This is a genomic window from Paraburkholderia sp. RHO2 (assembly GCF_050955445.1).
GTDB classification, from domain to species: domain Bacteria; phylum Actinomycetota; class Actinomycetes; order Mycobacteriales; family Mycobacteriaceae; genus Prescottella; species Prescottella agglutinans_A.
Map to the genome: position 1 here is coordinate 761422 of NZ_CP162617.1, position 23087 is coordinate 784508.

Sequence of the window (23087 nt, forward strand, 5' to 3'; positions counted from 1 at the left end):
TCGGGTCGACGAGCACGTCGACCCGACCGGTACAGCTGTTCGGGCGTGCGCCCGCTACGCAACGGTGAGCACGACGTCCGCCAGGGCCGGCGAATCGTCGCGCTCGGGGACCGTTGCCGAAAGCAGCAGTCGGTCGCCGTCGCGCCAGATCCGGGTCCGAAGCGTCTCGCCGGGGTAGACCACACCGGCGAACCGGGCCCGAAATCCCTTGACCCGGTCGGCATCACCGTCGAGGACGGTGTCGGTTGCCGCCTTGCACACGATCCCGTATGTGCACAGCCCATGAAGGATAGGCGCAGGGAAGCCTGCCGCGGAGGCGAATTCGGGATCCGAATGGAGAGGATTGCGATCTCCGCACATGCGGTAGAGCAGCGCCTGCTGCGGGAGGACGGGCGAGAGCACCTCCGCGTCGGGCGCACGGTCGGGGAGCGCGACGGACTCCGACGGTCCGCGTTCGCCCCCGAACCCGCCCTCGCCGCGCGCGAAGATCGACGACCGCGCCGTCCACAGCGGCGATCCGTCGAGCGTCACCGTCGAGGACTCCTGCACGATCACCGCGGCCTTGCCCTTGTCCCACACCTCCACGATGCGGGTGGTGGTCCGCGCCGACCCGCTGGCCGGAATGGGCTGGTGCACGGTCACTTCCTGGCTGCCGTGGACGACCTTTGCCAGGTCGATCTCGACACCGGGGAACGACACGCGCGGGGCCTCGGTCGCATGGATGTTCGCGACGACCGTCGCGAACGTCGGCAGCACCTGTGGCTTGGCGTCGTCGAGGTAGCGCAGCTCCTGGGACTCGAGTGGGCGGGCTCCCGCGCCGATCCCGAGGTGGTAGAGCTGCACGTCCGACGGGGTCCAGGAGAACTCCTGGGCGGGGAGCTCGGCTCCGATCGCGATGGACGGATCGATAGGCACTGGTGTATCTCCTGTCAGTTCGCCACGGATTCCGCAGCGGCACGGGCGCGGTCGGCGATGTCGAGCACGGCGAGGTACGCGAACGTCATCGCGGGACCGATCGTCGCGCCGGGGCCGGCGTAGGTGTGTCCCATGACCGGGGAGCTGCAGTTGCCCGCGGCGTAGAGGCCCGCGATCACGGAGCCGTCCTCGCGGAGCGCGCGGCCGTTGACGTCGGTCACGATGCCGCCCTTGGTGCCGAGGTCGCCCGGGACCATCTTGATCGCGTAGAACGGCGCCTTGCTGATCTCGGCGAGGCTGGGGTTCTTCAGGCGCGGATCGCCGTAGTAGTGGTCGTATCCGCTGTCGCCGCGGCCGAAGTCCTCGTCCTTGCCGTTGCGGGCGAAGCCGTTGAACCGCTCCACCGTCTCGGTGAGGGCGTCGACGGGCAGCCCGGTCTTCTCCGCGAGTTCGGCGATCGTGCCGGCCTTGACGATGATTCCGGCCTTGAGCCAGCGGCCCGGGAACGGCGAACGCGGGGTGATGCCGGCGAAGGTGTACCGGTTGCGGTAGCGCTGGTCGAGGATCATCCAGGTGGGGATGTTCTCGCCAGGGCCCTCGCCCTGGCCGTACTCGCCGCCGTACATCGTGTGGACGGCTTCGACGTACGGGGCGGCCTCGTTGCCGAAGCGCTTGCCGCGGGTGTTGACCATGATGCAGCCGGGCAGTGTGCGCTCGGACAGCGCGAACCAGGGGCCGCCGGTGAGCGGAATCGACGGACCCCACCACGCGTCGTCCATGAAGTCGACTGCCGCGCCGAGCTTCTGACCGGCGACGATTCCTTCGCCGGTGTTGGCCTTGGCACCCACGGTCCACTCCGTGCCGATCGGTGCGCGCTGGTACTTCTTGCGCATCTCGTCGTTGTGCTCGAAGCCGCCCGAGCCCAGGACCACACCGTGGCGGGCGTGGATGATCTGCTCCTCACCGTCGACGAGCACCTTGACGCCGCGCACGACGTCACCCTCCGTGTAGAGCTCGGTGAGCGGGGTGTTCAGCAGGATGGGGACACCGGCGTCGCGCAGACCGATCCGCAGACCGGCCATCAGGGCCTGGCCGCGCACGAGCAGATCCTTGCCACGTGCCTTCGCGGCCAGGAAGCGCATGCCGACCTTCATCGCGCGCACCGGGCCACGGCGGTTGCGCATCAGCAGGTTGAGCCAGCGGTAGTCGGCCTGGGTGATGACGAAGTTCTTGGGCGCCTTCACGTAGTCCGGCTCGAGGTTCTTGCGGTCGTCGCCGAGACGGTTGCCGTCGAACGGGGTCGGCTCGACCGAGCGCCCGCCGAGGCGTCCGCCGGGTGCCTCCGGGTAGTAGTCCGAGTAGTTCGGCACCCACTGCAGTTCCAGCGCGCTGTTCTTCAGCACGAACGAGAGCATCTCCGGGCCGCGGTCGATGTAGGTGTCGATCTTCTGGGGGTCGACGACGTCGCCGATGATGCTGTGCAGATAGGTGCGTGCCGCGTCGGTGGTGTCGGTGACGCCGTCACGCTGGAGCACCTCGTTGTTCGGGATCCAGACACCTCCGCCCGACCGCGCGGACGAGCCGCCGTAGTGGGCCGCCTTCTCGACGACGACCACGCTCAGGCCCTGGTGTGCGGCGGTCAGGGCGGCGGTCATACCGGCAGCACCACTGCCGACGACGACGATGTCGTATTCCTGCTTGCTCATGTAGAACACGTTATAGAATGGGGGGGCTGCCAGTCCATGCTTTCTGCCAGTAAGTATGGCTGGAGGCATCCGACCGTGGCGTTGGCAAACGAACACGCGTTGCAGTCTCGTTCGTGGTGTCGGTGTTCGTCTGGGCTCGTCGCGGAATCCTGCGGTTCGAGTAGGAGTTCACATGACGAAGGCAAGTGTCGCGATCGTGGGTTCCGGCAACATCAGCACGGACCTGCTCTACAAGTTGCAGCGATCCCAGTGGCTCGAGCCGCGCTGGATGATCGGCATCGATCCTGCCAGCGAGGGACTCGCGCGGGCCCGCACGATGGGGCTCGAGGCGTCGGCCGAGGGCGTCGGCTGGTTGCTGGGCCAGTCCGAGAAGCCCGACATGATCTTCGAGGCGACGTCCGCGTACGTCCACCGCGACGCCGCCCCCAAGTACGCCGAACACGGGATCCGCGCAATCGATCTCACCCCGGCGGCGGTCGGCCCGGCCGTCGTGCCGCCGGCGAACCTGCGCGAGCACCTCGACGCCCCGAACGTCAACATGATCACGTGCGGGGGTCAGGCCACGATTCCGATCGTGTACGCGGTCTCCCGCGTCGTCGACGTGCCGTACGCGGAGATCGTCGCGTCGGTCGCGTCGGTGTCCGCCGGTCCCGGCACGCGCGCGAACATCGACGAGTTCACCAAGACCACCAGCCGTGGCGTCGAGGTGATCGGCGGTGCCCGTCGGGGCAAGGCCATCATCATCCTGAACCCGGCGGATCCGCCGATGATCATGCGCGACACCATCTTCTGCGCCATCCCGGAGGACGCGGACCGCGGCGCGATCACCGAGTCGATCCACCGGGTGGTCGCGGACATCCAGCAGTACGTGCCCGGCTACCGACTGCTCAACGAACCGCAGTTCGCCGACCCGACCGTCGTGTCGGGCGGGCACGCCACCGTCACCACCTTCGTCGAGGTCGAAGGTGCGGGCGACTTCCTGCCGCCGTACGCCGGCAACCTCGACATCATGACCGCGGCGGCAACCAAGGTGGGCGAAGAGATAGCCCAGCAGCTTCTGAGTGTGGAGGCATGAGCGACATGAGCGACAGCGGCGGCAAGACCGCGAACCGGCCGGGCGACATCCACTTCGACGGCGCATGGGACATTCGGATCACCGACACCTCGCTCCGCGACGGATCGCACCACAAGCGGCACCAGTTCACCGGTGCGGAGGTGCGCGACATCGTCACCGCCCTCGATGGGGCCGGCGTGCCGGTCATCGAGGTCACCCACGGCGACGGTCTCGGTGGCTCGTCGTTCAACTACGGCTTCTCGAGGACCCCCGAGCAGGAACTGATCAGGATCGCCGTCGACACGGCGAAGCGGGCGAAGATCGCGTTCCTCATGCTGCCCGGCGTCGGCGTCAAGGAAGACATCGTCGAGGCGCAGGGCAACGGTGCGTCGATCTGTCGGATCGCAACGCACTGCACCGAGGCCGACGTCTCCGTCCAGCACTTCGGCCTGGCCCGAGACCGTGGTCTCGAGACGGTCGGCTTCCTGATGATGGCGCACACCGTGTCGCCGGAAAAGCTGGCCGAGCAGGCCCGCATCATGGCCGACGCCGGCTGCCAGTGCGTGTACGTCGTCGACTCGGCGGGAGCGCTCGTTCTCGAGCAGGTCGCCGAGCGTGTCGAGGCTCTGGTCCAGGAACTCGGCGGCGATGCGCAGGTGGGCTTCCACGGGCACGAGAACATGGGTCTGGGCGTGGCGAACTCGATTGCCGCCGTCCGGGCCGGCGCCAGGCAGATCGACGGCAGCACTCGCCGTTTCGGGGCCGGCGCCGGCAACGCCCCGGTCGAGGCGCTCGTCGCGGTGTGCGACAAGATCGGGGTCAAGACCGGCATCGACTTCTTCGCGATCGCCGAGGCCGCGGAGAACGTCGTCCGTCCCACGATGCCGGCCGAGTGCCTGCTCGACCGGCAGGCCCTCATGATGGGGTACGCGGGCGTGTACTCGAGCTTCCTCAAGCACGCCGAACTGCAGGCCGAGCGCTACGGCGTCTCGGCCGCGGAGATGCTGGTGCGCGCCGGCAAGCGCAAGCTCGTCGGCGGCCAGGAAGACCAGCTCATCGACATCGCGCTCGAGCTGCAGCGCGAGTCCGCGAGCAGCTAGTTCCGCACCCGGAACGAGAAGGAAGGGGCGCGCATCCGCTCGGATGCGCGCCCCTTCCTTCTACCGCCCCCCACACCTACTACGACTGGGTGTCGCGCACCTCGAGGATGCCCTCCATCACCGCGTGGTTGATGCTGTTCAGCAGACGTGGGCAGGTCTGCCGCGACCCGGTCCGGCCGCCGGATCCGGTGAATTCCGGACACACCTTCGCCGGGTCGTCCTGCCACTGGATGCTGGTGTGCTTGTAGCTGTTCTTGCGAACGAGCACGCACGTCCCGCACGTGCGGCACTCCACCTCGTCGAGTCCCTCCTCGAGGTACGAGTGCAGATCGGCTGCGGTCTGTGCGCGGACGGCCTCGACCCGGGCCGGGCTGTCTGCGTAGTTCGGGGCCTTGGCCCAGGTCGAGGTCATGTCACACCCCCGTCTTGTGCTCGGCGGCCTCGGCGGCAGCCTTCTCAGCGGCCTGGCGCGCCAGGTTCTCGTCGACCTCGCGCTGCCACGCCTCGACGGCCTTGGTGGTGTCGATCTCGAACTCGAAGCGCTGCGTCGACTTCTCGTCGATGTCCGCGACGTCGACGTAGAACTGGTCGTACCAGCGACGCAGCTGGTAGACCGGGCCGTCCTCCTCGCACAGGAGCGGGTTCTCGATCTTGGTCTTGTTCTTCCAGATCGCGACGTCCTGCTCGAAGCCCATGGCCACGCCCTCGGTGAACTTGGTCGCCAGCTTGTCGCTGGTGGCGTCGTCCAGGCCCTTGGGCTTCTCCACGCTCACGCCGTACATGAGCACGAACGAGTCCTGCGTGACCGGGTAGTGGCAGTTGATCAGCAGGCTCTCGACCTTGTACCCGCTGTAGTTGTTGTGCAGCCAGTTCACCATGTAGGACGGACCGAAGTACGACGCCTCGGAGTCCAGGACCGACTCGCCGTACTGGGTGCCCATGTTCCCGACGTCGGGACGGCCGTGGTTCTGCAGGTACTGCGTTGCGACGTGGCCCTCGAAGACGTTCTTGAAGTACTTCGGGAACCCGAAGTGGACGTAGAAGAAGTGCGCCATGTCCACGACGTTGTCGACGATCTCGCGGCAGTTGGAGCCCTTGACGAGGATCCGGTTCCACTTCCAGTCGGTCCACTCGTCGGTGAAGACCTGCGGCAGATGCGGGATCGTGACGTCTTCCGGCGGCGGGTTGCCCTCGGGGTCGTTCCACACGAACAGCTGCTTGTTCTCCTGCAGCGTGATCCACGAGCGGGTTCGCGCGATCGGCGGCACGCGACGGGCGTAGGGGATGTCGGTGCACTTGCCGTTGCCGCCCCAGCGCCAGTCGTGGAACGGGCACGCGACCGAGTCGCCCTTGATCTCGCCCTGGCTCAGATCGCCGCCCATGTGCCGGCAGTACGCGTCGAGCACATGGAGCTTGTTCTGGCTGTCGGCGAACACGACGAGCTTGGTGCCGAACGCCTCCACGGCGTGCGGCTTGCCGTCGAGGAATTCGCTCTCCAGGCCGATGCAGTGCCAACCGCGTGCGAAACGCGTCTGCGGAGCTCCCACATCGATCTCACGAATCTGCGCCATCAGTACCTCACATCCCTTCTAGCTGTTGGTAGAACACGTTATAGAACTTCGCTCGATTCCGCTAGATTTCGCGTGCCTGGTATCCGCACCGACTACCGATTACCTGTGGAATTCAGGTTTTCTCGACATGGAAGAGAACGTGTTCTAGTCTCAGGAACAAGTGAACATCGATTACAGACGGGAGCGTCCAGTGGGTGACCATGACAGCCGCGAGGTGATGCAGCGGATCGACGCGCTACTGCCGGTGCTGCGTGAACGCGCGCAGGAGACCGAGGATCTTCGCCGCATCCCCGACGAGTCCATCAAGGCTCTGCAGGAGACCGGTTTCTTCCGGTTGGTGCAGCCCAAGCAGTGGGGAGGCATCGAGGCCGATCCCGTCACCTTCTACACCGCGGTGCGCAACATCGCGAGCGCGTGTGGATCCACCGGTTGGGTCGCGGGCATCCTCGGCATCCACAACTGGCATCTGGCGCTGTTCGACCAGCAGGCACAGGAGGACGTCTGGGGCAAGGACACCGACGTCCGGATCTCGTCCTCGTACGCGCCGATGGGCGCCGGCGAGGTCGTCGACGGCGGCTACAAGGTCAACGGTGCCTGGGCCTGGTCGTCGGGCAGCGACCACGCGACGTGGGTCGTCGTCGGCGGACCGGTCATCAAGGACGGCCGCCCGGTCGACTTCGGCAGCTTCCTGATCCCCCGCGAGGATTACAAGATCGACGACGTGTGGAACGTCGTCGGCCTGCGCGGCACCGGTAGCAACACGGTCGTCGTCAAGGACGTGTTCGTGCCGCGGCACCGCTTCCTGAGCTTCAAGGCGATGAGCGACCTCACCGCTCCGGGCCTGCAGCAGAACACCGCACCGCTGTACAAGATGCCGTGGGGCACCATCCATCCCACGACGATTTCCACTCCGATCGTCGGCATGGCGTACGGCGCGTACGACGCGCACGTCGAGCACCAGGGCAAGCGTGTGCGGGCGGCCTACGCCGGCGAGAAGGCCAAGGACGACCCGTTCGCCAAGATCCGTATCGCCGAGGCGTCCAGCGACATCGACGCCGCGTGGCGTCAACTGTCGGGCAACGTCGCCGACGAGTACGCGCATCTCCTTGCCGGCGAGGACATTCCGATGGAGCTGCGCCTGCGCGCTCGTCGCGACCAGGTGCGTGCCACCGGGCGCGCCATCGCGTCGATCGACCTGCTGTTCGAGAACTCGGGTGCCACGGCACTCGCGAACGGCACTCCGATCCAGCGGTTCTGGCGTGACGCGCACGCCGGCCGGGTCCATGCGGCCAACGACGCCGAGCGCGCCTACGTGATGTTCGGTGGCGCCGAGTTCGGCCTGCCGCTGACCGACACGATGGTCTAGGGGCAGCGCATGACGACAACCGAGGAAATCACGTACGAGTCGACGTCGCGCTTCGCGCAGGTCCGCCCGGACCTGAAGCTGCACTACCACGAGGCGGGCGTCGGCAACGGGCCGACGATCGTGCTGCTGCACGGCGGTGGTCCGGGTGCGTCGTCGTGGTCGAACTTCGCGAAGAACATTCCCGTTCTGGCACGGCAGTTCCACGTGCTCGCGGTCGACCAGCCCGGCTACGGGCGGTCCGACAAGCCGACCGAGCATCCGCAGTACTTCCGGCACAGCGCGTCGGCGCTCAAGGACCTGCTGGACACGATCGGTATCACCGAGCGCGTTCACCTGCTGGGCAATTCGCTCGGCGGCGGCGCGGCCGTGCGGTTCGCGCTGGACTACCCGGACCGGGCCGGCCGGCTCGTGCTCATGGGACCGGGTGGCCTGAGCGTCAACCTGTTCGCGCCGGACCCCACCGAGGGCGTCAGGAATCTCGGCAAGTTCGCCTACCAGCCGACGCGCGAGAACCTCGAGGCGTTCCTGCGCATCATGGTGTTCGACCAGAATCTCATCACCGACGAGCTGATCGACGAGCGGTTCGCCGCGGCCAGCAGCCCGGAGTCGCTCGCGGCGGCAAAGGCCATGGGCAAGTCGTTCTCGAGCTCCGAGTTCGAGCTGGGCATGCTCTGGCGCGACGCCTACAAGCTGCGGCAGCGGGTGCTGCTGATCTGGGGCCGAGAGGACCGCGTCAACCCGATCGACGGTGCCCTGGTGGCGCTCAAGATGATTCCGCGGGTGCAGCTGCACGTGTTCGGTGGCTGCGGGCACTGGGCACAGCTCGAGAAGTTCGACGAGTTCAACCGCCTGGCAAGCGACTTCCTTCTGGACGGGAGCAACCGATGAGTATCCGTTCACTGGCCTACCTGCGCATCGAGGCGACCGACATGGCCGCCTGGCGCGAGTACGGGCTCAAGGTCCTCGGCATGATCGAGGGCAAGGGCGCCAACCCCGACAACCTGTACCTGCGCATGGACGACTACCCGGCGCGCCTCGTCATCGTTCCGGGTGAGCGCGACGGTCTCTACGCCGCCGGCTGGGAATGCGCGAATGCCGAAGGTCTGCAGGAGATTCGCGAGCGCTTGGTCAAGGCCGACTGGGAGTTCGAGGAGGGCACCAAGGAGGAGGCGGCCGAACGCAACGTCGTCGAGTTCATCACGTGCCGCGACGCCTCCGGCGCTCGCCTCGAGATCTTCCACACCATCGCCCTGCAGCACCGCCGCATCGTGAGCCCCTACGGGCACAAGTTCGTCACCGGCGAGCAGGGTCTCGGCCACGTGGTGCTCGCGACCAAGGACGACGTGGCGGACCTCGAGTTCTACCGTGACGTGCTCGGCTTCAAGCTGCGCGACTCGATGCGACTGCCCCCGCAGGTCGTCGGCCGTCCGGCGGACGGTGAACCGGCCTGGCTGCGCTTCCTGGGCTGCAACCCGCGCCACCACAGCCTCGCGTTCGCGCCGCTGCCGAACCCCTCGGGGATCGTGCACCTGATGGTCGAGGTCGAGAACTCCGACGACGTCGGACTGTGCCTCGACCGCGCGCTGCGCAAGAACGTGAAGATGTCGGCGACGCTCGGCCGCCACGTGAACGACCTGATGCTGTCGTTCTACATGAAGACCCCGGGTGGATTCGACGTCGAATTCGGTTGCGAGGGTCTCGAGGTCGAGGACGACAAGTGGATCGCGAAGGAGAGCACCGCGGTGAGTCTCTGGGGACACGACTTCACGGTGGGGTTCAAGTAATGTCCGCGCACGAGACGTCCGAGGTGGGAACCGGCGCGGAGATCGATCCGCGCCAGTTCCGCAACGTCCTCGGGCAGTTCTGCACCGGCGTCACGATCATCACGACGGTCGAAGACGGCGCACCCGTCGGGTTCGCGTGTCAGTCGTTCGCGGCGCTGTCGCTCGAGCCGCCGCTCGTGTTGTTCTGCCCCACGAAGGCGTCGCGGTCGTGGGCGGCGATCGAGCGCTCGGGCCGGTTCTGCGTCAACGTCCTCGCCGAGGAGCAGCAGGCCACCTGCGCGCGGTTCGGTTCTCGTGAGCCCGACAAGTTCGCCGGGATCGACTGGACGCCTTCACCGTTGGGTTCACCGATCCTCGACGGTTCGCTCGCGCACATGGATTGCACGGTGGAGACCGTGCATGACGGCGGCGACCACTTCGTGGTGTTCGGCCGGGTCCACTCGATGAGTGAGGTCAAGACCGAACGGCCACTGCTGTTCTACCGCGGTCAGTACACCGGCATCGAGCCGGACAAGACCGTGCCGGCGAAGTGGCGGGACGACCTCGAGGCGTTCCTCACCACCGCCAGCGAGGACACCTGGCTGTAATAGATCTGCCCCGGGGGAGGGGAAGGCTGAAGGGCCCCTTCACGCGCATGCCAGCGTGTGAAGGGGCCCTTCTTCTAAGGGGACCTTCTTCTGTTGTGGGGAACAACTCAAGCCATCAGTGCGGTGAACTCCCAATCCAGTACCGGTCGTTCGGCCCCCGCGATCCCGTGCGCGTGCACCAGGGAGCGCAACTGCACAGCCCACGCGTCACCGATCGGGTCGGCGCGCACAACCCGCAGCGTGCTGGTGAGAATGTCGCCTTCCTGGACCGGTCCGGTGTGATCGCATGACCGCCAACCGAGTACCGTCACCACGTTCGGAAGGGCCCGAGTCGCCTGCGCGAGTGCGATTCCGATCGTGTGCCCGCCGTACACCAGACGGGATCCGGCAATGCGCTCGTCGTGGTGGACGGCGGCGATGTTCAGGCTCAGCCGCGCCAGTTCGGGTGCACTGGTGACAACGTCACCGCTGCTGGCGAACTCCGTACCCACGAGGTCGGGGGAGTAGTGCTGACCGGCGGCCCTTTCCCGATAGGCGGTCAGGTCCCAGCCCTCCGGGACCGACCACGCGGGGGCGTCGGACGGCCCGATCGACGACAGGTCGGCGACGTGAACGACACGTCCCGGGTCGGGAGCGTCGCTCAACGGCAACATCGCGCACCGATAGAAGTCGAGGACGGTCCGCCCTTCCTGGTCGGTTGTCGTCATCCGGAGCGCTGCGAGGCCGGTGGGCCGCCGACCCGGACGCTCCGAGTTCTCGCGTAGACCCACGACCTCCGTCCGCGTGTACAAGGTGTCGGCCAGATGCGGGAACCGGTGGAAGCGGAGCCCTCGATAGAAGAGGTTGGCCTTCACATGGTGCGTCGCCAGTGTCGACTGTCCGATTGCGATGTCGCACACCAGGCCCGGATTCGCGACCGCAGTCGGGGCTCCGGTGACCGCGCGCGACAGGTGGGCGTCGAGAGCCAGGCGCATCCGGTCGCCGAGAATCGCCTGATGCGCGGCGGAGAGTCCGTCGGTGAGGGTGACGCCGGGCGCGGTGTCGAACACCGTGCCGAGGGTCAACTCGTCGAAGTAGGGTCCCCCGACGAAAAGTGGTCCGGTCATGTCGTCAGTCTCCGATCTGTGCCAGTACCCGTCGAGCGGCGACCGCGACCGCCTCGTCGAGCATCTGACCGTCGAGTTGGGCGGCTCCAGCCCCGGCGGTCTCGGCCTCGACCATGGCATCGAGAACGCGGCGGGCGTGTTCGACGGCCGCCTTTGTGGGCGTGAAGATCTCGGTAGCCGCTCCGATCTGCTGGGGATGGATGACCCACTTCCCGTCGAATCCGAGATCGCGGGTCCACTGCGCCGCCGCCCGGAAGCCGGCGTCGTCGGCGACGGACAGGTGCGGTCCGTCGATCGCCTGGATGCCGGCGGCGCGGGCGGCGATCAGGACACGATCCTGAACGTGGAGCCAACGCGCGGGCACATACCCGTCACCTCGTCCGAGGGCGGCGCCCAGATCGGCGTACCCGATCACGACGGTCTCGAGTCTGTCGGTGGCGCTGCAGATCTCGTCGATCGAGCGCACTCCCTGCGGGGTCTCGATCAGTGCCTGCAACCGGGCGGTCGAGCCGAGTTCGGTGAGCAGTCGGTCGGCGGTGATCAGGTCATCGGCGGTGTCGACCTTCGGCAGCACGATTCCGACGCCGTCGAGCACACCGACAGTCCTGAGGTCGTCCAGCGCCCACGCCGTGTCGAGACCGTTGACGCGGACGGTGACCGTTGGATCGGTCCGATGTTCCCCGACGATCCGGCACACGAGGGCACGCGCCTCGGCCTTGCGTGCAGTGATGACGGCGTCTTCCAGGTCGAGCACCACCTCGTCGGCGTCCGATTCCAGGGCCTTGACGATCTTGCGTTCGTCCGAGCCTGGGGCGACCAGCGCGCATCGGCGTCGGATCGGTGTCGTGTTGTTGCTCATGTCGTCTCCGGCTTCCCGAGAATGCCCGCGGCGACGAGGGCGTCGATGGCACTGGCGCCCAGTCCGGCGGCCGCGGCGACCTCCCTGGTGTGTGCTCCGGACACCGGCGCCGGCGCGGCATCTGCGTACGCACCGAACCAGCGGAGCGGGGAACGCGAGGTCAGCATGGGTCCGATGCCCGGCTGGTCGACCTCCTGCACGACCACGTCGCCCGCCACGTTGCGGACATCGGCGGCAACCTCGGCGAGCGTGCGGTACGCGCTCCACAGAACACGCGCCCCGGCGAAGTCGGTCGCGATCTGTTCGAGCGTGCGGGCCTCGAACCAGGGGCGCAGGACCGCGGTGATCGCGTCCCGGGCCGCGTACCGATCGGCCTCCACGCTCAGATCGAGCCCGCGGTGGCGTTCGAGTGCGCAGAAGATGTCGGCGGTGTCGGTGACGTCGACGAGGGCCCGCCACTGACCGGCAGTCAGGCCCACAACCATGACGGCGCGGCCGTCGGCGGTGGGAAAGTCGGCGCCGTAGCTACCGAACAGGGCGTTGCCCTGACGTGCGCGCCCGGTGCCCCGCCGGTCGGCCTCCGCGACCCACCCCATGCTGGCCACCGCGGACAGCGCGACATCACTCAGTGCCAGTTGCAGATACGCGCCCTCCCCGGTCTGCTCGCGACGGCGCAGCGCCGTCACGAGCCCGAGAGCGGCGTACAGCCCGGTCAGCAGATCCCACGCGGGCAGAACATGATTGACAGGGGTGTCGGTACCCTCAGGGCCCGTCATGAGCGGCAACCCGACCCCGGCGTTGACGGTGTAGTCGACGGCGGGGCCGCCGTCGGCGTGGCCCTCGATGTGCAGATGGATCAGACCGGGACAGCGCTGGGCGAGGACGTCGTTGTCCAGCCACCGCGCGTGTGCTGCGTTCTCCAGCAGGATCCCGGCCTCGGCGACCAGGCCGGTGACGAAATCGCGACCGGCCTCGCTGCGCAGGTTCACGGTCACCGATTTCTTCGCCTGGTTGAGGCCCGCCCAATAGAGGCTGACGCCGTCGTCGGTGACGGGCCAGCGGGCGCCGTCGACGGCACCGGAGATCGGATCGACCCGGATCACCTCGGCGCCGAGCTCGGCGAGGACGCGTCCGGCGGTGGGGCCGGCGACGAACGACGACATGTCGACGACGCGGATATCGGCCAGTGGCCGTGCGGCGGTCATGACACCCTCTCGAAGATCGCCGTCAGTCCCTGCCCACCACCGATGCACATCGTCTCGAGGCCGTAACGCGCATCGCGGCGCTGCATCTCACGCAACAGTGTGGTGAGGATGCGCACGCCGGTGGCCCCGACCGGGTGCCCCAGTGAGATGCCCGATCCGTTGACATTGGTGCGCTCGTGGTCGGCGGCACCAAAGTTCCACTCTCGCATGCACGCGAGGGCCTGTGCCGCGAACGCCTCGTTGAGTTCGATCAGATCGATTCGCGACAGGTCCAGTCCGGCCCGCTCGAGTGCACGCGCCGTCGACGGCACCGGACCGATGCCCATCATCGACGGCTGGACACCCGCGACCGCCCACGTGACCAGCCGAGCGAGCGGATTCAAACCCAGTCGCTCCGCCGTCGCGCGCGTCGTCACGAGACAGGCTGCCGCGCCGTCGTTCTGGCCGCTGGAGTTGCCCGCGGTGACGGTGGCCTCCGGGTCGGTCCTCGCCATGACCGGACGCAGGCGGGCGAGCGACTCGACGGTGGTGTCGGCGCGGGGGTGCTCGTCCCGCGTGATCGTGGCGGTGCCGCCGCCCTTGACCGGGACGTCGACGGGCACGATCTCCTCCGCGAACACCCCCGCCTCGATCGCCGCCACCGCACGTCGATGGGACGTCACGGCCAGCTCGTCCTGCTCCTGCCGGCTGATGCCGTAGGCGCGGCGCAGGTTCTCGGCGGTCTCGAGCATGCCCCCGGGGACCGGATGGTTCCGGCCGCCGGCGGTGACGCGTCCGCGGGCCAGACGGTCGTGCAGCGCCGCGGGGGCACCCTTGGCTCCCCAGCGCATGTCCTCGGTGTAATACTCTGCGCGGCTCATGGATTCGACGCCGCCCGCGAGGATCAGATCGGCGACACCGGTCTGGACGCGCATGGCCGCGTCGAGGACCGCCTGCAGACCCGAGCCGCAGCGTCGGTCCAACTGCTGGCCGGGCACGGTGACCGGCAGTCCGGCGTCGAGCGCGGCCACTCGGCCGATCGCCGGGGCCTCGCCGTTCGGGTAGCACTGGCCGAAGATGACATCGTCGATCGACTCGGGGGCAACCCCTGTGCGTCGCACCAGCTCCGAGATGACCCGGGCACCGAGGTCGGCGGCGGGAACGTCGCGGAAGACCCCGCCGTACCGCCCGACGGGGGTTCGCAGCGGCTCGCAGACGACGATATCGGTTGCTGACGGTGAGTTACTCACTGCGGAAATCCCTTTCACGATCGGTCCACTGCTGCGCCCACTCGCGCAGTTCGACGGCTCGGATCTTGGTGCCATTGCCGCCCACGGTGGTCGGCATCTTCGCGATGACGTGTACGGCCGACGGCACCTTGAATGCCGCCAGTGAGTTCGCACACCACTGCCTGAGGTCGGCAGCCGTGACCGCCGCGTCCTCGGAGGGGACGACGAACCCGACAGCCTGGGCGTAACCTCCGGGCCCGGTGATCCCCACGACCTTTGCAGTCTGTACGTCGGCGTGTGCGGCGAGACGGGTCTCGATTTCGGCGGGGTCGACGAGGAATCCCCGCAGCCGCAGGGCGTCCCCGGCGCGGCACACGTACGTGAACCCACCATCGCCGGTCGCGATCGCAAGATCGCCGCTGCGGAACCAGCCGTCCGCCGTGAACGCCTGTGCCGCGGCCTCGGGATTGCCCAGGTATGCGTCCACGACGTTCGGTCCCCGGACCTGCAGTTCGCCCTGTTCACCGTCGGGCATCACGGAGTCGTCGTACGGGTCGGCTATGCGTACCGAGATCTCCGGGCTCACGGGCCGACCGCCGCCGTTCCACCGCACCGATTCCGCATCGTCCGCGTTCCAGAAGAGCATGAGCGAGAACACCTCCGACGATCCGAACACCCCGGTGGTGAGGGCGTCGAACTCGTCCCGCGCCCAGCGCGCGATCTCGTGCGAGCGACCGAGGAAGTCCGCGATGCCGAGCCACTTCAGCGACGACAGGTCCCCGCGGACGTCTCGCCATGTGTCGTGAAGCCTGCCGTAGAGATCGTCACCACCGACGACGTGTGACACCCGTTCGGCCTCCATGGCGCGCAGTGTCGCGACGGGATCGAACACCGGAACCATGAGGACCGCGCCGCCGCCCGCCAGTGTCGCCATCGCGGTGTTGAAGCCGAACACCCCGGACAGCGGCAGCACGCACAGCGTCACGTCGCCGGGGACGATGCCCATTCCGGCAGCGTCGGCACGGGCATGCCTCACCACCGCCGATTCCCGGTGGGCGGCCAGCTTCGGGGTGCCGGTCGACCCCGAGGTGGTGAAGGCGACGGCCAACGGGTCGTCGGGAGCACCGAGGGCGCCCGCCGCGGTTGCGGTCGCGGTCGCGGGCGTGCGAGGCGCAGCCGCGGCGTGGGTGTCGCCACTGCCGGCGTGCCATGATCCGGAGCCGAGATCGAATGCTGCGGAGTCGAAATCGGCAGTCGTCGGGGTCGAGTCACCGGGTGCCTGCACCACTGCGACGGTCGGGGGATCGACGTCGCCGTCGGTGGCCGACAGCGCCTGGCCGAGCATGCCGAACAGGTCGAGACCGTGGAAGTTGTCGGCAACCGCCACCACGGCGGGCCGTGCGGAGCGGAGAACGTGCTCGACCTCGCCGATGTTGTAGCGGGTGTTGATGCCGATGACGTGGGCTCCGAGCGCCGACGCCGCGAACTGCCAGACGAGGGTGTCGGACCAGTTGGGCAGGAACACCGCGACGCACTGGCCACGCTCGAGTCCGACCTGGGCCAATTCGGCCTCGAGGACTCGTACCCGCTCCTGCAGCCGAGCCCGGGTGCTTGTGACGGTGCGCGTGCCGATCAGGTCGATCGCCGCCGTCGCCTCCGGAGCCGCGGCGACGAACTCGTCGAGGAACGACGCGAGGGTTGCACGGGTCATGATGCGGCCTCCACTCGTGCTGCTGACGCCAGTTCGTTCAGCCACGCAGCCGCAAGGTCGGCGAAGTCCTCGACCTCCTCCATCGGATAGTGGCCGATCCCGCTCAACAGTGTGAAGCGGGCGCCGCGGACGCGGGACGCGTCGGCCTTGACGGTCTCCGGCGTGATCCACGGGTCCTGTTCTCCCGCAACCATGTGCACCGGGCAGGTCGTCAGGCACAGGCGGTCGCGAACGTCGTGGCTACCCCAGCCGATCAGGTCGGAGGACGAGATGACCGGATCCTCGCGACGGTGCATGGTGGCGATCAGCCGGGCTCGGTCGGCAGGGACGGTGTCGCCGACCGACGCCAGGGTGCCGAGGTACGTGCGTTCACCGCGGGACGGTCCGGCGACGTCCTCGAGTTCCCGTCGCAGGCCGGACACGTTCACCCGGCCCGGCCCGGCCTCGGCGGCCATCGCGATCGCGCCGGCCAGGGGGCGCTCCGGCCGCGTGGCGAGGTCGAGCGTCAGCTTCCCCCCGATCGAGCACCCGATCACGAACGGGCGCTCGACGTCGAGTGCGTCGAGGAGTTTCCACAGCCAGTTGCTGTACACCGCGAGATCGACGACCGGACCATCGACGGCCGGCTCCGAGCGGCCGTGGCCGGGCAGGTCGGGCACGATCACCCGGTACCCCTTGTCGGCGAGGGCGGAAGCGACGTGACGCCACTGCACACCGTTCTGGCCGGCCGTGTGGATGCACAGCACAGTCGGGGCGTCAGCATCAGCATCGGCCCGGACGGTCGGATGGACGATCTCGACGAAGCCCAGAGCAGAGTCGATCGTCAGGTAGCGGGCTTCGATCACGGGCGTGCCTCCTGAGCGATCGCGCGAGCGTGCGCGATGACGATGTCGAGTGGCTTGGTGAGCCGTAGGTACTCGTATCCATTTCCAGCGGAGGAGAATTCGCCTGTGATGGCGCGGCGCATGAAGTCGTTGCGCTCACCGAGAATCAGGTCGACCCACGTGTGCCCGGGCGCGATGAACGTGAACGTCGCGCCGCCCGGGGTCCGCCGGGTGACGTCGATGATCCGGCCGCGGTAGACGCGCAGGTGGATCTCGCGATCGTCGCAGCGCAGTCCGATCGTCCCGTCCCACGTCGCGAGGGACGACGCGAAGTCGGGGTCTGCGGCGAGGGAGTCACGCACGAGCATCCCCCATCGGTCGGTGCAAAAGTCGGTGGCGGGCACGGTGAGAGCGAGGTCGCCATAGCGCAGCCGCCACGTCTCGACTGCCTCTTCGCGCAGGGTATTCACATTGTCTCGCAGGACAACCCGACGTACCACCACGGTTGTGTCGCCGTCCGCTGCTACCCGCGTGATCACCGACTCGGTGCGGACGCTGTCGTCGGGCTCGACGGGATCGTGCGTGCGCCATGCGAGGCACTCGCGCACCGCCGACGTGGAGCCGGGCAGCGGCGTCAGCAGTTCGGCGACGGTCGGACCCAGGAGCGAGCTGCCTGTGGGCAACCCGATGCCGGACTCGGCGAGCAGTGCGTCGACCCGTGCGTACCGGCTCTGCGTCCGCTGACCGACGCGGAGCGCGGCGCGTGCGGTTGTGTCGACGCTCATGAGGTGGCCCGACCCAGCAGCTCGTCGGAGATGATCCGCATCTGGATTTCGCTGGTGCCCTCGAAGATCCTCGTCAGACGCGCATCCCGCCAGTGCCGCTCGACCTGGAAGTCAGTGGTGTAACCGGCGCCGCCGTGGATCTGCACGGCCTCGCTGGTGACCTGCTCGGCCATCTCGGTGGCGATGAGCTTGGCCATCGACGCCTCGAGGGAACAGCGTCGACCGGTATCGATGTCGGTGGCGACGGAGTACATGAGCTGGCGCGCCGCCTCGATGTCGGCGGCCATCTTGGCGATCTTGAACCGCAGGTGCTGGAAATCGCCGATCGGCTTGCCGAACTGACGCCGGGTGTGGACGTACTCGATCGAGTCCTCGAGGGCGGCCCGGGCCAGTCCGATCGCGCGAGCTGCGGTGTGCGCGCGGCCCACCTCGAGACCGCTGACGGCGAGGTAGAAGCCCTTGCCTTCCTCACCGAGCATCTTGTCGGCCGGAACCCGGAAGTTGTCGAATGCCAACTCCCATGTGCTCCAGCCGAAGTAGCCGATCTTGCGGACCTTGTTCCCCGAAATACCGTCGGGGAACGAGCCGCGATCCTTCTCGATCAGGAACGCACTGATGCCGCGATGCGGCTTTGCGGGATCCTTGTTCGGGTCCGTACGCGCGAACAACACGAGGTAGTCGGCGTCGTCGGCGTACGTGCACCACATCTTGGTCCCGTTCACGACCCACTCGTCACCGTCGCGAACCGCGCGACACGAGATGTTCGCGACGTCCGATCCGGCTTCGGCCTCCGACAGCGCATAGGCGCCGAGGTACTCGCCGCGCGCGACGCGGGGCAGTAGGGCGGCTTCCTGCTCGGCGGTGAAACCGCCACCCATCCCGTTGCCGCGGGCGAGCAGGCCCGACACGCTCATCCAAGCGCGTGAAAGTTCCTCGGCGACAAGGCAATATTCGAACACGCCCAGGCCCAAGCCGCCGTGCTCCTCCGGGATCATGATCCCGAAGAAGCCGATGTCGGCCATTGCTTGCTTGAGCGAGTCGGGAATCGTGCCCTGTACCGGATCGAGCTCGTTGGCAACCGGCAGTACCTGCTTCATCGCGAATTCCCGCGCCAGGTCCCGGATGGCCAGGCGTTCATCGGTGAGGTACCGCGGGGAATCGGCACGCGGCTGTGAAGGTCGGTGAGTCATGCGCTCTCCTAGCAAAGATTAACGCTTGTTAACCTAGTAGAGCACGAGGTCGAGTTGAACGTCAACGGAACCGGTGTCGGGTGAACGCGGCAGGGGGCGCGCGTGCGCCCTCAGTCCGGCCGGTATCCGACCAGGTTGAGGGCATAAATGCCGTGTGTGTCGGCGACTTCCTGGGCCGACAGTGCGCCGTCTGGACGGAACCACAGTGCGATTCCCGCGCACATGGTCAGTACGGCGGTCACCGCTTGGTGAACGTGTGGAACATCGAATACCCCCTGGGCGACACCTTCCTCGGCGATCGTCACGAACAGGTGCTCCTGGGCGTCGCGGGACCCCACCACGCGTTTGCGGTCGATCTCTTCGAGATAACGCAGTTCGGTGTTTGCGACGAGGCAGGCTCGCTGGTGGCGGGCGGTGTACAGCGCATGGGCGGTGACGGCCGCCCGCCACTGCTCGGCCGGCTCGGAACCGGCTTTGCGCAGAGCATTGCGTGTGGCGGTGAACTGTTCGTCGCTGGCGGCCCGCAGGATCTCGACCAGTAGTTCGGCCTTGTTCTCGAAGTGGTTGTAGACGTTGGCGGCGCTGCAGCCGGCGTTGGTGGCGATGTTCCGCATCGTTGCGCCGTGGAAACCGGCCGCATAGAACTCGTCGAGCGCGGTCTCGAGGATGCGTTCGCGGACGCCCTCGTTTGCCGCGCTTCGCGTCCGGGTCAGGGCCTTCGCGCCCGATCGAGTGTTCATGTCTCGGAGGGTAGAGCGGCCCAGCCCCGCTGATCAAGGACGATCCTCGGGGGCTTGACCAGTTCGACGCCGGCGACTTATGGTCTGCCTCACATGAACGTGCGTTAACCAATGCGCCGCCGAATCTTCCCCTCCCACTGCTCATACCCCTCACGAGGAGGCTTATCCCCATGAGCACTTTCGAAGACCGACTCGAAGACCGGATCCGTCGACTGGAGGACATCGAAGCCATCCGGCAACTCGACGCCCGGTACTGCCGTCACCTCGACGACGGCAACTGGGACGAACTGATGGCCCTGTTCACCGAGGACGGCGAGTTCGACGGACTCTCACACCCGAAGGGCCGCGCCGCCATGCGGGATTTCTTCGCCGGGCTGGCGGAGGGAGGTCTCACGTCGTTCTGGCACTTCATCACCAACATGGAGATCGAGCTCGACGGCGACCGTGCCACCGTCCGGTCCTTCCTGTGGCAGCCGTGCGTCACCCACGGCGCACCGTCGATCGCCGCTGGCCGTTACGAGGATGAGGTGGTCAGGGTCGACGGCCGCTGGCTCTATCGCACCAAGCAGGTACGTTTCCACTTCTTCGGCCCACTCGCCGACGGTTGGGACGAGAACCTCTTCGCGCTGGACACTGCCCGGCGTGCGGCGGTCAACCCGTGAGCGCGCCGGCTCACGAGGGCCGCCCGGGTTCGGCCGGGAACGTGCGGTGGTCGGACATGCTCACCTTCGCCGAGTTCGTCGAACTGCGACGGCGCCGGCGGGTGGTGACCAACAGTCTCGGTACCGCGGCAATTCTGCTGCTCGCGTCCTTCCTGCTGGGCTTCGCGTACTTCCCGGACCAGCTCGGCCGCACCGCGGTGGCAGGCATCCCCCTGTCTCTGTGGTTGATGTTCTCGCAGTTCGCCGGCACGTGGGTGCTGGTCTACTTGTACTTCCGCCTTGCCCGTACGTACATCCAGCCCGCGGCCGACGCAGCGCTCGCGGCCATCGACGACTACCGACAGGAGCACGTGGCATGACCGGCGAACCCGACTTCCTCGCCATCGCCATCTGCGCGGCGGTGATCTCCCTGACACTGTGGGTGACGTTCGCGGCATCGCGTCGGAGCCGCAGTGCCGACGGCTTCTTCGCCGCCGGCCGCTCGATCACCGGATGGCAGAACGGCTTTGCGATCGCCGGTGAGTTCATCTCGGCTGGAAGCTTTCTCGGAACAACTGGCCTGATCTTCTACAAGGGCGTCGACGGCACGGTAATCCTGTGTGCGTCGGTGGTCTCCTTCTTGCCTGTGCTGTTCCTGCTGGCGGAGAAGATGCGCAACGTCGGTAAATACACGCTTGCCGACGTGCTCGTGTTTCGCACCCAGGCGCGGCGCGTGCGAGTGGTCGTCGCAATCAGCACCATCGCGACAGGCATGTTCGTACTGCTTGCGCAGCTCGTGGCGGCCGGTGTACTGCTCGAGTCCGTCTCGGGGATTCCGTTCTGGCTGTCGGTGATCGTTGCTGGAAGCCTCATGGGTATTTACGTTTTCGTCGGAGGCATGCTCGCCACCACCTGGGTCCAGGTGATCAAGTCGTCGATCCTCTCGGTGCTGGCGCTGATCGTCGGTCTGGGCATCCTGTCGAAGTTCGGTTTCAGCTTCCCGAAGGTGCTGTCGAACGCTACCGAGCACGCCGTTGCGGGCGACGCCGTACTGTCTCCAGGGCTGATCTTCGCGTCGGGTGGCGCTGCCAACCTCATCTCGTATGGCCTCACCTTCGCGCTCGGCACAGCCGGCATGGCGCACATCTTGATTCGATTCTTCACCGTGCCCGAGGCAGCGACGGCTCGGCGCTCGCTGGGTTGGACCGTTGCACTCTGCAGCGGCTTCTACCTCATCGTCGTTCTCATGGGGTTCGGTGCCGCGGCTCTGCTCGGTGACAGCGGCGCCGAACGTGTCGGTGCCGGAGGAAATCTCGCCGCACCAGTGCTGGTGACCGAGCTCGGCGGGGGCATCGGAACGGTCGGCGGTTCGATCGCGCTGGCACTGGTGTCGGCGGTCGCGTTCGCCAGCATCGTGGCGGTGGTCGCCGGTGTGGTCATCTCGGCCGCCGGTACCTTCGCACACGACGTGTGGCCGACGCTGATCCGCCGCGACCGTAGATACACAACGGATGCCGCTCAGGATATCGCCGTCGACGACGTGCAGGAGGCGAAGGTCGCGAGATTCGGCGCAGTCGGGTTCAGCGTCATCGCGATTCTGCTGACCATGGCAATCGGCGACAGTACGAATATCACGTACTTCATGGGTATGGCGTTCATGGTCGCGGCCAGCGCTCACCTGCCGAGCCTGCTGTTGAGCCTGAACTGGCGACGGTTCAACAGCACCGGTGCAGTGTGGGGCATCGTCATCGGACTGGTGTCGACGATCGTGAGTTTGATGTTCACCGAAGCACTGTGGATGGGTAGTGGCCCGGCGCCGCTGCAGATCCAACTGCCGGTGATCATCACGTTGCCCCTCGGCCTCGTGGCCTGCGTCGTGGGCTCGCTGCTGGGGGAGCGGCGGATCGAGGTACAGGAGGACTCCGAGGAGAAGTTCGCGGAGATGTTGGTCCGCGCGGAGACCGGGATCGGCGCCGAGATGGCGGTCTCCCACTGAACTGATTCACCGAAGGTTGGAGGGTCCCTTCACGCGCTCCACACGCACGAAGGGGCCCTCCAGTCGACCGGAGGCCTTCAGTTGGCTCGGATCCGGGGCTAGGATCGGTACTGGTACACGCAGGTCAGCTCGCTGAGCGCCGCGTGATCCGGCGGTCAGCGCATCCTTTGGATCGTATGCCTACCGCGAATCATATTGCCCGAGTGCCGAATCGGCGCGGGTGCGCGCATCGCTTGCGTGACGCGTCGACTGTCGCCTCTAGTCAGAGGGTGTGATATCCATGGCCAGAACGCTCAAAACGAGCGAGTCGATCGTCATTGATCGACCGGTGTCCGAGGTCTTCCGATACATGTGCAATCCGGACAAGCTTCCTGAATGGAGTAGCAACGTAGTCGAGTACAAGGTTCTCTCCGGGGCGCCGGACGAGGTCGGCGCGGTTATGGATGTGACCGCGCGAGTGGCGGGTGTGCGGGTCCACGCGACCGAGGAGCTCACCGATTACCAGGAGAACAAGGTGCTCCGGATCCGATCGAAGGAATCGAAGATCGGATACGACCGCGAACTCGATTTCGAGAGTGACGGGGACGGTGCGACCAAGGTGACATTCCGGCAGGAGGCCGACGCGGGGACCGGCCTCTTCAAGTTCGCCGACCCCGTCGTGGTCAAGATGTACGCGCGCGACGTGCGCAGCAACTTGGAGAACGCCAAGACGATTCTCGAGACCCGATAAGGGCTGATG

The 23087-nt window shown here is 67.2% G+C and carries 23 protein-coding genes; 10 read left to right on the top strand and 13 right to left on the bottom strand.

Annotated features, from left to right (window positions below):
• Positions 1-54: 54 nt before the first annotated feature.
• Together chsH3 and kstD are read right to left on the bottom strand one after the other, a co-directional pair.
• Entirely contained in the window at positions 55-915 is an 861-nt protein-coding gene (gene chsH3 / locus ABTV10_RS03440; RefSeq protein WP_499032565.1) for an enoyl-CoA hydratase ChsH3, read from the bottom strand.
• 14 nt (positions 916-929) lie between these two features.
• Entirely contained in the window at positions 930-2621 is a 1692-nt protein-coding gene (gene kstD / locus ABTV10_RS03445; protein ID WP_499032567.1) for a 3-oxosteroid 1-dehydrogenase, read from the bottom strand.
• Between the two features lie 172 nt (positions 2622-2793).
• Here kstD and ABTV10_RS03450 point away from each other — a divergent pair, with 172 nt between their 5' ends.
• The gene (locus ABTV10_RS03450; protein ID WP_499032570.1) at positions 2794-3696 is read left to right on the top strand and encodes an acetaldehyde dehydrogenase (acetylating); all 903 of its coding nucleotides are present in this window, start codon (positions 2794-2796) and stop codon (positions 3694-3696) included.
• Positions 3693-4775 carry a 4-hydroxy-2-oxovalerate aldolase gene (gene dmpG, locus ABTV10_RS03455; RefSeq protein ID WP_499032572.1) on the top strand — a complete coding sequence of 361 codons (1083 nt, stop codon included), beginning with the start codon at positions 3693-3695 and terminating at the stop codon, positions 4773-4775. Before ABTV10_RS03450 ends, dmpG begins: the two co-directional genes overlap by 4 nt.
• A gap of 79 nt (positions 4776-4854) precedes the next feature.
• Here dmpG and ABTV10_RS03460 read toward each other — a convergent pair whose 3' ends face one another.
• Together ABTV10_RS03460 and ABTV10_RS03465 are read right to left on the bottom strand one after the other, a co-directional pair.
• A complete protein-coding gene (locus ABTV10_RS03460) occupies positions 4855-5187 on the bottom strand; it encodes a hypothetical protein (protein WP_433609817.1) in 333 nt (110 codons plus the stop codon).
• A 1-nt stretch (position 5188) separates the two neighbouring features.
• The gene (locus ABTV10_RS03465) at positions 5189-6346 is read right to left on the bottom strand and encodes a 3-ketosteroid-9-alpha-monooxygenase, oxygenase component (RefSeq protein ID WP_433609819.1); all 1158 of its coding nucleotides are present in this window, start codon (positions 6344-6346) and stop codon (positions 5189-5191) included.
• Between the two features lie 190 nt (positions 6347-6536).
• Between ABTV10_RS03465 and hsaA the strand changes: the two genes are divergently transcribed.
• The 4 genes from hsaA to hsaB are packed head-to-tail and all read left to right on the top strand — an operon-like array spanning position 6537 to position 10083.
• A complete protein-coding gene (hsaA, locus tag ABTV10_RS03470; protein WP_499032575.1) occupies positions 6537-7712 on the top strand; it encodes a 3-hydroxy-9,10-secoandrosta-1,3,5(10)-triene-9,17-dione monooxygenase oxygenase subunit in 1176 nt (391 codons plus the stop codon).
• A gap of 9 nt (positions 7713-7721) precedes the next feature.
• Positions 7722-8600 (top strand): 4,5:9,10-diseco-3-hydroxy-5,9,17-trioxoandrosta-1(10),2-diene-4-oate hydrolase, encoded by an 879-nt coding sequence (hsaD, locus tag ABTV10_RS03475; RefSeq protein WP_433609821.1) that lies wholly within the window; start codon positions 7722-7724, stop codon positions 8598-8600.
• Complete coding sequence (gene hsaC / locus ABTV10_RS03480; RefSeq protein ID WP_499032578.1) at positions 8597-9496, top strand: iron-dependent extradiol dioxygenase HsaC; 900 nt, start codon at positions 8597-8599, stop codon at positions 9494-9496. Before hsaD ends, hsaC begins: the two co-directional genes overlap by 4 nt.
• Complete coding sequence (hsaB, locus tag ABTV10_RS03485; protein ID WP_433609825.1) at positions 9496-10083, top strand: 3-hydroxy-9,10-secoandrosta-1,3,5(10)-triene-9,17-dione monooxygenase reductase subunit; 588 nt, start codon at positions 9496-9498, stop codon at positions 10081-10083. The genes hsaC and hsaB overlap by 1 nt, the downstream gene beginning before the upstream one ends.
• 107 nt (positions 10084-10190) lie before the next feature.
• On the opposite strand, the gene ABTV10_RS03490 is transcribed toward hsaB, so the two are convergent.
• From ABTV10_RS03490 to ABTV10_RS03530, 9 genes are all read right to left on the bottom strand, one after another.
• Positions 10191-11189, bottom strand: coding sequence for a MaoC family dehydratase (locus ABTV10_RS03490; RefSeq protein WP_499032580.1), 999 nt, complete (start codon positions 11187-11189; stop codon positions 10191-10193).
• A 4-nt stretch (positions 11190-11193) separates the two neighbouring features.
• The gene (locus ABTV10_RS03495; RefSeq protein ID WP_499032582.1) at positions 11194-12048 is read right to left on the bottom strand and encodes an HpcH/HpaI aldolase/citrate lyase family protein; all 855 of its coding nucleotides are present in this window, start codon (positions 12046-12048) and stop codon (positions 11194-11196) included.
• The gene (locus tag ABTV10_RS03500; protein ID WP_499032584.1) at positions 12045-13253 is read right to left on the bottom strand and encodes a CoA transferase; all 1209 of its coding nucleotides are present in this window, start codon (positions 13251-13253) and stop codon (positions 12045-12047) included. The genes ABTV10_RS03495 and ABTV10_RS03500 overlap by 4 nt, the downstream gene beginning before the upstream one ends.
• Entirely contained in the window at positions 13250-14482 is a 1233-nt protein-coding gene (locus ABTV10_RS03505) for an acetyl-CoA C-acetyltransferase (RefSeq protein ID WP_499032586.1), read from the bottom strand. The genes ABTV10_RS03500 and ABTV10_RS03505 overlap by 4 nt, the downstream gene beginning before the upstream one ends.
• Positions 14475-16172 carry an AMP-binding protein gene (locus ABTV10_RS03510; protein WP_499032588.1) on the bottom strand — a complete coding sequence of 566 codons (1698 nt, stop codon included), beginning with the start codon at positions 16170-16172 and terminating at the stop codon, positions 14475-14477. The genes ABTV10_RS03505 and ABTV10_RS03510 overlap by 8 nt, the downstream gene beginning before the upstream one ends.
• Complete coding sequence (locus ABTV10_RS03515; protein ID WP_499032590.1) at positions 16169-17017, bottom strand: alpha/beta fold hydrolase; 849 nt, start codon at positions 17015-17017, stop codon at positions 16169-16171. Before ABTV10_RS03515 ends, ABTV10_RS03510 begins: the two co-directional genes overlap by 4 nt.
• Entirely contained in the window at positions 17014-17781 is a 768-nt protein-coding gene (locus ABTV10_RS03520; RefSeq protein ID WP_499032592.1) for a hypothetical protein, read from the bottom strand. The genes ABTV10_RS03515 and ABTV10_RS03520 overlap by 4 nt, the downstream gene beginning before the upstream one ends.
• On the bottom strand, positions 17778-18971 hold the full coding sequence (locus ABTV10_RS03525; RefSeq protein ID WP_499032594.1) for an acyl-CoA dehydrogenase family protein: 1194 nt from the start codon (positions 18969-18971) through the stop codon (positions 17778-17780). Before ABTV10_RS03525 ends, ABTV10_RS03520 begins: the two co-directional genes overlap by 4 nt.
• 110 nt (positions 18972-19081) lie before the next feature.
• Entirely contained in the window at positions 19082-19711 is a 630-nt protein-coding gene (locus ABTV10_RS03530; protein ID WP_499032596.1) for a TetR/AcrR family transcriptional regulator, read from the bottom strand.
• A 170-nt stretch (positions 19712-19881) separates the two neighbouring features.
• On the opposite strand from ABTV10_RS03530, the gene ABTV10_RS03535 reads away from it, so the two are divergent.
• The 4 genes from ABTV10_RS03535 to ABTV10_RS03550 all read left to right on the top strand — a co-directional run bounded on the left by ABTV10_RS03535 (position 19882) and on the right by ABTV10_RS03550 (position 23078).
• The gene (locus ABTV10_RS03535; protein ID WP_499032598.1) at positions 19882-20373 is read left to right on the top strand and encodes a nuclear transport factor 2 family protein; all 492 of its coding nucleotides are present in this window, start codon (positions 19882-19884) and stop codon (positions 20371-20373) included.
• Positions 20370-20732: a DUF485 domain-containing protein gene (locus ABTV10_RS03540; RefSeq protein ID WP_499032600.1), complete on the top strand. Its 363-nt coding sequence runs from the start codon at positions 20370-20372 to the stop codon at positions 20730-20732. Before ABTV10_RS03535 ends, ABTV10_RS03540 begins: the two co-directional genes overlap by 4 nt.
• Entirely contained in the window at positions 20729-22348 is a 1620-nt protein-coding gene (locus tag ABTV10_RS03545) for a solute symporter family protein (RefSeq protein WP_499032602.1), read from the top strand. The genes ABTV10_RS03540 and ABTV10_RS03545 overlap by 4 nt, the downstream gene beginning before the upstream one ends.
• Before the next feature lie 280 nt (positions 22349-22628).
• On the top strand, positions 22629-23078 hold the full coding sequence (locus ABTV10_RS03550; RefSeq protein WP_499032604.1) for an SRPBCC family protein: 450 nt from the start codon (positions 22629-22631) through the stop codon (positions 23076-23078).
• Positions 23079-23087 lie beyond the last annotated feature (9 nt).